At 69.1% G+C, this 11804-nt stretch carries 9 protein-coding genes; 4 read left to right on the top strand and 5 right to left on the bottom strand.

Annotated elements, in window-relative coordinates; all coding sequences use genetic code 11:
* Positions 1 to 111: 111 nt before the first annotated feature.
* A complete protein-coding gene (locus AC4HOU_RS08130; protein ID WP_163813394.1) occupies positions 112 to 552 on the top strand; it encodes a PaaI family thioesterase in 441 nt (146 codons plus the stop codon).
* A 1-nt stretch (position 553) separates the two neighbouring features.
* On the opposite strand, the gene AC4HOU_RS08125 is transcribed toward AC4HOU_RS08130, so the two are convergent.
* Positions 554 to 1432: an alpha/beta fold hydrolase gene (locus AC4HOU_RS08125; RefSeq protein ID WP_490724323.1), complete on the bottom strand. Its 879-nt coding sequence runs from the start codon at positions 1430 to 1432 to the stop codon at positions 554 to 556.
* 85 nt (positions 1433 to 1517) lie between these two features.
* Here AC4HOU_RS08125 and AC4HOU_RS08120 point away from each other — a divergent pair, with 85 nt between their 5' ends.
* On the top strand, positions 1518 to 3467 hold the full coding sequence (locus AC4HOU_RS08120) for an AfsR/SARP family transcriptional regulator (protein WP_490724322.1): 1950 nt from the start codon (positions 1518 to 1520) through the stop codon (positions 3465 to 3467).
* A gap of 246 nt (positions 3468 to 3713) precedes the next feature.
* On the opposite strand, the gene lon is transcribed toward AC4HOU_RS08120, so the two are convergent.
* From lon to AC4HOU_RS08100, 4 genes are all read right to left on the bottom strand, one after another.
* On the bottom strand, positions 3714 to 6095 hold the full coding sequence (gene lon, locus AC4HOU_RS08115; protein WP_218586404.1) for an endopeptidase La: 2382 nt from the start codon (positions 6093 to 6095) through the stop codon (positions 3714 to 3716).
* 198 nt (positions 6096 to 6293) lie between these two features.
* Positions 6294 to 7649 (bottom strand): DUF445 domain-containing protein, encoded by a 1356-nt coding sequence (locus AC4HOU_RS08110; RefSeq protein ID WP_163813391.1) that lies wholly within the window; start codon positions 7647 to 7649, stop codon positions 6294 to 6296.
* 137 nt (positions 7650 to 7786) lie between these two features.
* Positions 7787 to 8959 carry an NAD(P)-binding protein gene (locus AC4HOU_RS08105; protein ID WP_490724321.1) on the bottom strand — a complete coding sequence of 391 codons (1173 nt, stop codon included), beginning with the start codon at positions 8957 to 8959 and terminating at the stop codon, positions 7787 to 7789.
* Positions 8956 to 9615, bottom strand: a complete 660-nt coding sequence (locus AC4HOU_RS08100; protein WP_163813389.1) for a TetR/AcrR family transcriptional regulator — start codon at positions 9613 to 9615, stop codon at positions 8956 to 8958. Before AC4HOU_RS08100 ends, AC4HOU_RS08105 begins: the two co-directional genes overlap by 4 nt.
* A 289-nt stretch (positions 9616 to 9904) precedes the next feature.
* Here AC4HOU_RS08100 and AC4HOU_RS08095 point away from each other — a divergent pair, with 289 nt between their 5' ends.
* Positions 9905 to 10696: a TIGR03084 family metal-binding protein gene (locus AC4HOU_RS08095; RefSeq protein ID WP_195020332.1), complete on the top strand. Its 792-nt coding sequence runs from the start codon at positions 9905 to 9907 to the stop codon at positions 10694 to 10696.
* A 351-nt stretch (positions 10697 to 11047) separates the two neighbouring features.
* Complete coding sequence (locus AC4HOU_RS08090) at positions 11048 to 11779, top strand: hypothetical protein (RefSeq protein ID WP_194989665.1); 732 nt, start codon at positions 11048 to 11050, stop codon at positions 11777 to 11779.
* The last annotated feature ends 25 nt before the right edge of the window (positions 11780 to 11804 follow it).

Genomic DNA, 11804 nt, shown 5'->3' with positions numbered 1-11804 from the left:
GGAATCGGCGACCGTTGCGGTGAAGGACTTTACGGTGTAAATGTGTGGCTTATCGCGCTGTAGCCGGCCTCGAACGGGTCGGCCCGGCAACGACCAGGAGGTACCCGCCTGATGACCATTCCCGAACTCGGTATCGAGCAAGCGCGGCAGGTGCTCGCCGCGCAACCGTTCGCACAGCTGGTCGGCACGGAGTTGACGGCGTTCGGGGATGGCACGGCGACGTTGGTGATCCCGTTGCGGAAGGAACTGGGCCAGCAGTTCGGGTTCGTGCACGGGGGAGTGCTGGCCTACGCGGCCGACAACGCGATCACCTTCGCGGCAGGAACAGTCCTCGGGGCCAATGTGCTCACCGGCGGTTTCTCGGTGACCTACCTGCGGCCGGCGAGCGGAACACTGCTGCGGGCGCAGGCGAAGGTGACCGGTTCGACCCGCCGCCAGGCCGTGGTCAGCTGCGAGATCTATGCCGAGGACGGCGACGGTGAGCCGGTGCTGTGCGCGGTCGCGCAAGGCACCACACGCACCGTCGAACGCGAACTCGGCAACGGCGGCTGAGCTACCGGGCCAGCAGTGCGCGCAGCGCGCGAATGATCTCATCGGGCGCCTCTTCGGCCATGAAATGGCCCGCATCGAGCGTGCTGTGATCGAGGTCGACGGCCCAGTTCCGCCACAGCCGCGCCGCGTCGAACCCGAGCGCGGAGCCCCAATCCTGCTGGATGACGGTCACCGGCATCGCCAGCCGGTGACCGGCCGCCCGGTCCGCGCTGTCGTGTTCGATATCCACCCCCGCGCTGGCGCGATAATCGGCGACGATCGACGGCACCGCCTCGCGTGCGGCACGCAGATACTCGGCGCGGATACCGGCCGGAATGGCGGTCGAATCGCGAGTCCAGATGTCGAGGAAGTAGCCGAAGAACGCATCCGCGCTCGCCGCGATCATCTGTTCCGGCAGGCCGGCCGGCTGCGCCATCAGATACAGGTGGAACGCGACCGCGGCGTCGGCGCCGTGCAGCACCTCCCACATGTCGAGGGTGGGTAGCACATCCAGGGACGCCAGGTGGGTGATGCGGCCGGGATGGTCGAGTCCGGCGCGGATCGCCACGAGGGCGCCGCGGTCGTGGCCCGCCACCGCGAAACGGTCGAAGCCGAGCGCTTCGGCAACGGCGACGATATCGGCGGCCATGGTCCGCTTGGAGTACACCTCACGGTCGCGTTCGGCCGGCTTATCGCTGGCGCCGTATCCGCGCAGGTCGGGGCAGATGACGGTGTGCTGAGCGGCGAGGTCGGTGGCCACGTGCCGCCACATCAGGTGGGTTTGCGGAAACCCGTGCAGCAGCACGATCGGACTGCCGGAACCGCCGACGGCAACCTGTAGGGCGATATCGTCGGCGACGCGCACGCGCCGGTAGTCGAATCCGGGAATCATCGAGGTCATCGGGTATTTCTCCTTGATCGGTTCGGTCTCGACCAGGCTGGCGTGGCCCGATGAGCAACCGATGAGCGCGCTATACCGTGAGGGCGTGACAGTCTCGTTCGGCGTGCTCGGACCCGTGCTCGCCTGGGATGCCGACGGCGCACGGATCGACCTGAAAGGCCCGAGGCATCGGGCGGTGCTGGCGCGATTGCTCGTAGCGCGCGGGCGGGTCGTGCCGGTGCAGGTCATCATCGATGACCTGTGGGGGCCGGGCGGGGGCACCAAATCCGCGGTCCGCACGTTCGTCGCCGCATTGCGTCGCGCGCTCGAACCGCAGCGTCCGGCTCGCACCGCCGCCCGGCTCCTGGTCACCGAGGGCACCGGATACGCCCTGCGGGCCGAGCAGGACCGGGTCGACGCGTGGCGGTTCGAGCGGGCGGTGCGCGAGGGGGCCGACCTCACGCCCGCCGACGCGCTGTCCACGCTCACCGAAGCGCTCGGCTGGTGGCGCGGGCCGGCCTACTCCGAGTTCGCCGATATGGCTTGGGCTCGAACAGAATCGGCACGGTTGGAAGAACTGCGGCTCACCGCCGTCGAGCGGCAGGCCCGAGCCCGGCTGACGCTCGGGCGTGCCGCCGACGCAGTACCGGATCTGGATGCGCTGGTCGGCACCCATCCGTGGCGGGAGGAGGCGTGGCGGCTGCTTGCCCTCGCCCTGTACCGATCCGGACGCCAGGGCGACGCACTCGCGGTATTGCGCAGGGCGCGTGGCATTCTCGTCGATGAGCTCGGCGTCGACCCCGGACCGCGATTGGCCGCGACGGAGTCGGCCATCCTGCGCCACGACATCGGTGTCGACGACGCTGCCGAGCGGGTGTGGGCCGAGGCCACCGCGGCCTACGACCGCACCGTGGCAGGCGGAGCCACCGCGCGCCTCGAATCGACGGTCGGGCTGCTGCGCAGTCTTGCGATGACCGGCAGCGGCGGGCTCGCCGCCGCCAGGCAGCAGCGGCTCGACACGGTCGCCGCGGCCGAACGCCTCGATGATCCGCAGCTCACCGCACGCATCATCGGCAGCTACGACGTGCCGGGCATATGGACTCGATCCGACGATCCCGACCAGGCGGCCCAGATCACGGCCGCCGCCGAACGCACGCTCGCCCGGCTACCGGCGGACGCGGCGGCCGGCTCGAGGGCCCGGCTGCTGACGACCATCGCCGTCGAAACCCGGGGAATCCGCAGCCGCCGCGGGCTCGACGCGGCCCGCGCGGCCACCGGAATCGCTCGGGCACTGGATGATCCGTCCCTGCTCGCCTTCGCATTGAACGGCCTCTTCCTCCAGACCTGTGATCGCCCCGGCCGCGCCGGCGAACGCGAAGCCATCGGCCGGGAACTGGTGGAACTGTCGCGCCGCCACGAGCTGGTGCCGTTCGAAATCCTCGGCCACCTCGCCCTGATGCAGACCCGCAGCGCTTTCGGTGATTTCGACCAGGCCGACGTCCACGCCGGTGCCGCCGACCGGCTGGGAGCCCGCAACGAACGGCCGCTGGTCGCGGTGTTCACCGGGTGGTATCGCGCCATGCGGGCAGCCGCGACCGGCGCACCGATCGAGATCGCCGAAGCGGGCTATCGCACCATCGCCCAGCGGTACGAGAACTGCGGTATGCCGGGATTCGAGCAGGGCGCGCTGCCGATGGCATTGCTGTGCCTGCGGGTATGGCGCGGGGCTCCGGCGGAATTCCCGGCAGCGACCGAGTGGGGCCCCTATGAGCCGTGGGCTCGGCCGCTGCTGCTACTGGCCGAAGGGCGCCGCGACGAGGCCCGGGCACGCCTGGCCCGTGTCCAGGAACCACCGCCGGGTCTGCTGATCGAAGCGTTGTGGAGTCTTATCGCACGAGCGGCGATAGATCTCGGCGACCACGCCGCGATGGCGCGCGCCCGTGCTCGGTTGACGCCCGCCGCGGGCGAGATCGCGGGCGCGGGCAGCGGGATCCTCACCGCGGGGCCGGTGCAGGGGTATCTCACCGAACTGGACGACGCACTCGCGCGGGAATAGCGAGTTCGCACCCCGGTGGTCGGGCCGAAAATCACCTCGGGCAGACGAATTCGCCATTGCGCGACGCTGATTCGCAACCGGATACGCACACCCTGTCGAGCGGTGTCGCAACCCTGCTCACCGGTCGATTCGGGGGATCGCCTTCGATACCCGCGGCGCGGGGGCACAACCTGAGGTATCCGCAGATGCCGAACGAGCCGTGCCCATCGCGGGGCACGGCTCGTTCGGCGTCAGGGCTGCGGCGGATCAGGCCGTGGCCGCCAGCGGCCGTCCGTCCAGCGCCGGTTCCTGGACCGGCTCGATGGCGTAGGCGAGGATCTCGGCCACATCGGCGACCGGGCGGACATCCAGCGCGGCGAGCACCTCGGCCGGGACGTCGTCCAGATCCGGCTCGTTGCGGGCCGGGATGAACACCGTCTTCAGGCCGGCCCGTTGCGCGGCGAGCAGCTTCTGCTTGACGCCGCCGATGGGCAGCACCCGGCCGTTCAGCGTGACCTCGCCGGTCATGCCGACATCCGAACGCACCTGCCTGCCGAGAGCCAGCGATACCAGGGCCGTGACCATGGTGACACCGGCCGAGGGACCGTCCTTCGGCACCGCGCCCGCCGGGAAGTGCACGTGGATATTGCGATCCAGCACCGAGGGCTCGATGCCGATCTCTTCCAGGTGCGAGCGGACGTAGGTCAGCGCGATCTGGGCCGATTCCTTCATGACGTCACCGAGCTGGCCGGTGAGCGTCAGCGAACGTTCGCCGTCGACGGCGTTGGTCTCGATGTAGAGCACATCGCCGCCGAGACCCGTCACCGCCAAGCCGGTGGCCACGCCCGGGACGGCGGTGCGTTCCACCGAATCCGGGGTGAAGCGGGGACGGCCGAGGTATTCCTTCAGATCACCGACGTCGATGGTCAGCGATGCACCGGAACGCACTGCGGCCGGGTCCTTTTCGATGACCACGTCGTCGTAGCCGAGTTCGGCGTCGTAGCCGAGCCCGATCGTCGGCACGGCATCGGCGACCGAAGCACCCTCCGACAGCGTCGTGGCCGCCTTGCGCAGCGCCTTGGCGATCAACCGCTCCATCTGCCGCACACCGGCCTCGCGGGTGTAGTTGGCCGCGATCTCACGCAGCGCACCCTCGGTGACGGTCACCTCCTCGGCGGTCAGCGCATTGCGTTCCAGCTGGCGCGGGACCAGGAAGTCGCGGGCGATGGCGACCTTGTCGTCCTCGGTGTAGCCGTCGACGGTGATCAGTTCCATCCGGTCCAGCAGCGGGCCGGGGATGGTCTCCATGACGTTGGCCGTGGCGATGAACAGCACGTCGGACAGGTCCAGATCGAGGTCGAGGTAGTGATCGCGGAAGGTGTGGTTCTGCGCCGGGTCGAGCACCTCGAGCAGGGCCGCGGCCGGGTCGCCGCGGAAATCGGAGCCGACCTTATCGATCTCGTCCAGCAGCACGACCGGGTTCATCGAGCCGGCTTCCTTCATGGCCCGCACGATGCGCCCGGGCAGCGCGCCGACATAGGTACGCCGGTGACCGCGGATCTCGGCCTCGTCACGCACACCGCCGAGCGCAACTCGCACGAATTTGCGCCCGAGCGCCCGCGCGACGCTTTCACCCAGCGAGGTTTTACCCACACCGGGCGGGCCGGCCAGCACCAGCACCGCGCCGGAGCCGCGTCCGCCGACGACCTCCAGCCCGCGGGCGGCCCGCCGCGCCCGCACCGCCAGGTACTCGACCATCCGGTCCTTCACCTCGTCGAGGCCGTGGTGATCGGCGTCGAGCACGGCGCGGGCGGCCGAAACATCGGTGTTGTCGGTGGTTTTCACCGTCCACGGCAGTTCCAGGACGGTGTCGAGCCAGGTGCGGATCCAGCCCGATTCGGGGCTCTGATCGCTGGCCCGTTCGAGCCTGCCGACCTCGCGCAGCGCGGCTTCGCGCACCGTTTCGGGCAGATCGGCCTGCTCGACGCGGGTGCGGTAGTCGTCGGCGCCGTCGGGTTCGTCCTCGCCGAGTTCCTTGCGAATGGCGTTGAGCTGCTGGCGCAGCAGGAATTCGCGCTGACTCTTCTCCATGCCCTCGCGGACCTCTTCGCTGATCTTCTCCGAGACCTCGGTCTCGGCGATATGCGCCTTGGTCCATTCGATCAGCGTCGCCAGCCGCTGGGCCGGTTCCGGGGTTTCCAGCAGCTCGCGCTTCTGCTCGCTGGTCAGGTAGGTGGCGTAGCCCGCGGTATCGGCGATCGCGGAGGGATCGCTGAGCTGGTTGACCGCGTCGATGACCTGCCAGGCCTCCCGGCGTTGCAGCACCGAGACGACCAGCTTCTTGTATTCGGCGGCGAGTTCCTTGGTCCGCCCGTCGGCGGGCACGTCGGCTACCGGTTCGGCCTCCACCCACAGCGCCGCACCCGGCCCGGTCACCCCGTGACCGATCTTGGCGCGCCGCTCCGCCTTCAGCACCGCCGCGGGCGCGCCACCGCGCAGCCGGCCGACCTGTTCGATGGTGGCGACCACGCCGTAGGCCGCGTACCCCTCGTCCAAGCGGGGCGCGACCAGGACCTGGTCGGTCTTCGCGGCACGCGCGGCATCAATGGCCGCCTGCGCCGATTCGTCGAGTTCGATGGGCACGACCATGCCCGGCAGCACGATCGGATCGGTCAGGAACAGCACCGGCAAGTTCTGAGCTGCAGTCACGTCTTCGACCCTTTCAAAGTTGAGCGATGCCTACTCAACCCCGGGCTATTCGGGTTTGTTCCAGGGGAGTGGCGGGGTTCACTCAGGGCGAAAGCGGCGCCGAATACATCAGCGCTCCAGGGTGGACGTGCGCGGCGGCTACCAGCCGAACAGCAGCAGATGTACCCCGCCGACGACGACGCCGAGCAGGCCGCCGTGGACGTACAGCAGCCAGGCGTCTTGTTCGACGGAGGCGTAGAACATCTCCATGAACTCGCCGGGGGTGAGTTGGGTGAGTTTGCGGGCGGCGAATTCGTCGATCTTCTTGGCTTGTTCCTCGGTGAACTCGGCGTCCTCGACCAGGGTCGGTGCCAGGCCGACGGCGGCGCCGGCGGCTCCGACCTTGAGGTTGTCGAATTGGCGGCGGCCGAAGGCGGCGCGGACCATCGAGGTGGTGCGGCCGAGCTGGCGGTGGATCTCGTCGGAGATCAGCCGTTCCAGCAACTGGCGGGTCTTATCGCCGTTGGGGCCCTCGAGCAGTTCCTTGGACAGATTGGGCAGGGTGAGCACCTGGTAGGCCAGGATGTGGGCCAGATCGACCGCGGCCTGCGGCTGACGCTTGGCCAGCAGGGCCTGGCGCCACAGGTATTTGTAGCGCGGCTGCGGATCGCCCGGCTCGAACACCATCTTGATCGCGATCAGGTTGACCAGCACGCCGATACCGGCCGACACCAGCAGCACGATCACCCACGCCGGCACCCAGCCGAGTACCGGGATGCTCGGATGCACGTGCAGATACAGCGCGAGCAGCAGCCCGAAGGGCGCGCCGAGCAGGCCGATCCGCACCATGAACCGCAGCTCGGGCGCGGCGATCGTGGTGGTCAGATCCTTGAGGATGATCGGGTTGTCCTGCAGGTACCGGATCACGAAGCCCTTGACGTCGATCAGCTGGTCGACATTGTCACCCAGCGATTCGAACGCGCGACGGCACAGCGCGGGCAGCTCCCGGTCCACCCGCTGATAGACCAGCTGCTTCATCGCCCGCGGCAGCGAACCCCACAGCTCGGGATTCTCCCGGTACATGACGTCGTCGACGATCGACTGAACCTGCTTGTGCGCCATCTCGGCCACATAGTCGGCGATACCGTCCAGGTCGAGTTCGTGGATGAAATCGCGTGGACTGCCGATCCGCATCAGCGCCTTGTCCACGCAGATGCTGGCCATCTTCTCCGCGCGGGCCGGGATGAAACCCTGGAAACCGAAACGGGAACCGTCCTCGGAGAACACCGGAAGTACCTGCACCCGGCGCGGCAGATACGGGTAGAGCACTTTCAGGCCGGGCACCCGCACACCGCGGAAGCTCAGCGGCCAGAACAGCATCAACACGCCGGTCCAGTTGGTCAGCCAGCCCGCGATCCCGGCGAAGATCGGGAAGCTGATCAGGTCCACCACGAATTTCGACTGCCCGGTGAGCTGCTCCCAATCGATGAACACACCGGACGCGAGTGTGGTCACGCGGGCTCTCCCTAGGCCGGCCGGTACGAATGCCCGGAATGGTTGTCTGAGACATCGAATGAGACTCGAGGTCCCAACATTCTCATTGCCCCGTGGAGGTGTCAACGATTCGGGGCGCGGCGGCCGCGACTACCCGTTCATGATCGTGTCACGCTGCGCGCGGGCAGTGCGGCGACCGCGCGTTCGGCCGCGACCAGGGCACTGTTGATCGAGATCTCACCGCGCATTCCGGGGGCGGCCACCATATCGCCGGCCAGGAAGACATCGTCACCGCGGTCGATCGCCGGACGGTCGCGCCAGGTCCGGCCGGGCAGGTCGAGGGCGCCGGTGCGGCCCTTCGCCGTGCCGGTCCGGGAGAACGTCGTCCTGGTGGCGCGTCCGGGGATGACGAGATCGGCGAACTCGGCAAGCCGCTGCTGGGCTTGCCCGGGCGTTTCGCCGGCGCGCACCGGCATCTGCAGTTGGAACAGCGACTGTCCGGCCGGGGCGATGCTGTAGTCCTGCATGGTGTAGCTCTCGTGGAACCCGCCCGCGTCGAGGTCGAAGACGATGCTGCGGTCGCGCGGTGAGCTCTGCACCGCGATATCGAGCAGGGCGGCGTGCCCGCTGGTCCAGGTCAGGCTGTCGTCGCCGAGCAGGCGCCGGGCCGAGGCGAGTTCGGTGGCCACGATCACCGGCCCGGCCGAGGTGTCGACGCTGTCGATGCGCGCACCGGTGGTGATCTCCACGCCGAGTCCGGCGGCGTGGGCAGCCATCCGGTCCATCACCCGCTGCCAGCCGCCGCGCACCCACCGCACCGCGGGCACCCGTGGCCCGAGCACCCGCTGGAACAGGCCCCAGACGAAGGCCGCCGACAATCGCCCGGTGTCGGCGTCAGAGGTGGCCACACTGATCGCGTTGGCGATGTGCTCGGCGGTCGCCGCGCCCCAGCGCGCCGAGGCCCAGCTGCGGAAATCCTGGTCAACCGGCGGTTTCAGATCGAAACGGGCCTGCGCGCGCAGCATCCGGGCGGGCGGTATCCGGCGTACCCGGCCGTCGGTGCGAAAACCGAGGCGCGCCATCTGTTGTGGTGCGGGCCAGCCGAGGCCTGCGGTGAATCCGCGTGCCTTCAGCCAGGTGTAGTGCGGGCCGTCGGCATAGAAGACGTGCGCGCCGTCATGGGCGATGTGCGGCCCCGAGGTGGCGCGACCGCGCCCGCCGAGCGTCGAGTGCGCCTCGAACAGCCGTACCGGTGCACCGGTTTCCGCGCACGCTATGGCGGCGGTGAGTCCGGCCAGGCCGCCGCCGATCACCGTGATGTACTGCGTCATCGCAACGTCTCCAGTTCGCCGAGGGGCAGTGGGGCGGCCGCATCGATCTGTGCGGCCATCAGGTCCGCGGTGGCCCGCAGATAGCGTTCGCTGTCCATTCCGGAGGGGTGGTCACCGCCGAAGATGTCGCACATCAGCCAGTAGTGCGCGATGGCGCCGACGATCACGGCCGCGGTGGCCTCCCAGTCGACGTCGGCGTGCTTCGGGCCGGCGAGTTCGGTCAGTCCGCGCGCGACCACCGAGGTGACCACGACGAACTCCTCGCGCCGGAACACCTCGAGTACTTCGGGGGCGATGGAGTTGTCGCGCAGCAGGATTCGGGTGACGTCACGGTCGTGTTCCAGGCGCATGAGCCCGATCCGGCACAGCATCCACAGCCGATCCGCCGTCGACGCGCTCGGCGCGACCGCCGCAAGGAACTGGGCGATGGAGAAGTCCGGGTCGAGGAAATGCTGCCATTCGCCGCGGTCGACCAGCCGCGAGCGCACCGCCTCGACCAGCAGTTCGTCCTTGGAGGCGAAGTGCCGGTACAGCGCACCGGAACCACGCGAGAGCCCGGCGGCCGCTTCGATCTGGGCGACGGAGGTGCGGGCGAAACCCTGTGCGCCGAACAGCCGCAGGGCTTCCGAAACGATCCGCTCCCGTGTCGATGCCATCCGCACTCCCGTAAGTAACCACTTACTTACATGACATCCCGGCCGCTTCGGCTATGCAAGAGGTGACTGACGAGATGACTGAAAAGCGCTACCGAACAGCTCGGCAAACCGCTTGCACCTGCGCATTTCCGGGGGCAGCGGGCGAGCATTCCGCCCCGACGGCCTGCCTGCCTGCTGGGTGAAATCAAATACAAGCACGCATGCTTGCTTCTTTAATCGGGAGCTGAGATGCTGAACCCCGACGTCACCACGAGTGACATCCGGTAACGACAACGCGGGGCGAGGACTCATGGCTGACCTGGAAGCGTTACTCGGCGATCTGGCCGAGGAGAGCGCCGATCTGGAACGACTCGTCGCCCCACTCGCCCCCGCCGAGTGGGCCACCCCCACGCCCGCCGAGGGGTGGACCATCGCGCATCAGATCGGGCATCTGGCCTGGACCGACGAGATCGCCACGATCTCGGCCTGCGATGCGGACCGGTTCGCGAAACTGGTCGCCGAGGCCGGGCCGCGCGTGCTGACCTTCGTCGACGAGGCCGCCGAAGAAGCAGCGGCCGCGGAGCCCGCCGAACTGCTGCACCGGTGGCGGCGCAGCCGGGCCGAATTGGCCGACGCACTGCGCAACGTTCCCGCCGGCGCGAAGGTGCCGTGGTTCGGGCCGCCGATGAGCGCGGCCTCGATGGTCACCGCGCGGACGATGGAGACCTGGGCGCACGGCCAGGACGTGGCCGACGCGCTCGGCGTCACCAGGACACCGACCGCCCGACTGCGGACCGTGGCCCATATCGGCGCGCGGACCAGGAACTTCGCCTACATGGTGCGCGGTAAGCAAGCGCCGGCCGCGGAATTCCGGATCGAACTCACCGCGCCCGACGGCAGCGTGTGGACCTGGGGTCCCGAGGATGCGGAACAGCGCGTCACCGGTTCGGCACTGGACTTCTGCCTGCTGGTCACCCAGCGCAGACATCGTGACGATCTCGCGCTCACGGCAGTGGGGGCGGACGCGGCCGAATGGCTGACGATCGCGCAGGCCTTCGCCGGGCCCAGTGGTGCGGGACGCTCGCCGGGCCAATTCGCCTGAGCTGGATCGCCCACGCCGATACGTGAAGCGGGCGAGCGCCAGTCTTGGGTGCGTCGCGACGACGATCGGACGTCGTTGGCCGGGTGTCTCGATGTGGCAGTCGAGAATGACGCTCGCCAGCGAGCTCGGAATACCCCCATTTTCACGGCGCGAAACCTCGTCGACCCGGATGGTTCACCACCGTGTCACGGGAACGCCGAGCCAGCGGACCGTGCGCCGCCGACGCTGTGATGCTGCTCTCAGCGATGCGGCACGCCCACCGTCCACGCCGTAACCTGGACGAGCGTACGGCTTTCAACGATGCGGGCCGTCGACCCCAGGGAAACCAGGGCGGAGGGAAAGGAAAGCATCGTGTCAGCATTCGAGTCTGCTCAGATCGCTCGCCATACCGCCATCGTGCTGGCAGGCGCGGCCAGCCTCAGTCTCACCGTGGTGTCCGGCGCCTATATCGCCACCAACATGCCCGGTCTCGAACGTCCCGGACAGCTCGCCGCGCCGTCGGCGCCGCTCATCCGCGAGGGCGCACCGCGGCCCGGGCCGGCCCATCGCACCGGATCCATCCTGCTCACCGACGGTTCCGGCCAGGCTGCCGTCTACCGTGACCGGCCCGCGGTCGCGCCGGGTGCCCTCACCGCGCCCGAACCCACCGCGCTGCCCGCCGAAACGCAGGCCGCTCCCGCCGAGCGCGACGGCGTCGGCGGGCGGGTCGGGCTCGGCACCACCTACGTCGGCGCCCGAGTCGCCCCGGCACAGACCAACACCGTCTCGATCACCCTCGACACCAACGCGCTGACGGTGCTGAGCGGAATCCTGATGTCCGAGCCGGTCCGGGAACGCCTCGGCGTATCCACCGACCCGTCCGGAGTCACCCAGATGCGCACCGATGTCGACACCCGGCGCGGCGAGGTGACCTTGGTGTTCTCCGATCCGACGCTCGGTGAGCATGCCCTCGAGCTGGACCGGAATCCGGCGCCGGGGCAAGCCGATCGGGCCGACAGCGGCGCGGTGGTCGAGGACGCGCCGGACGAGGCGCGCCCGGCGCCGGCCGTTCCGGCAGCCGGAAGCGACGTCGTCACCGCCTGATCGGCACCCGTTCCCCGGCGAGCGC

This window comes from Nocardia sp. JCM 38205, from assembly GCF_058222935.1.
This window is presented reverse-complemented; position numbering and strand designations above follow the sequence as displayed.

Coding starts and splice junctions, on each gene's coding strand:
- AC4HOU_RS08130 (WP_163813394.1), top strand. CDS start 112: ATGACCATTCCCGAACTCGGTATCGAGCAAGCGCGGCAGGTGCTCGCC.
- AC4HOU_RS08125 (WP_490724323.1), bottom strand. CDS start 1,432: ATGACCTCGATGATTCCCGGATTCGACTACCGGCGCGTGCGCGTCGCC.
- lon (WP_218586404.1), bottom strand. CDS start 6,095: ATGGTCGTGCCCATCGAACTCGACGAATCGGCGCAGGCGGCCATTGAT.
- AC4HOU_RS08105 (WP_490724321.1), bottom strand. CDS start 8,959: ATGACGCAGTACATCACGGTGATCGGCGGCGGCCTGGCCGGACTCACC.
- AC4HOU_RS08100 (WP_163813389.1), bottom strand. CDS start 9,615: ATGGCATCGACACGGGAGCGGATCGTTTCGGAAGCCCTGCGGCTGTTC.
- AC4HOU_RS08095 (WP_195020332.1), top strand. CDS start 9,905: ATGGCTGACCTGGAAGCGTTACTCGGCGATCTGGCCGAGGAGAGCGCC.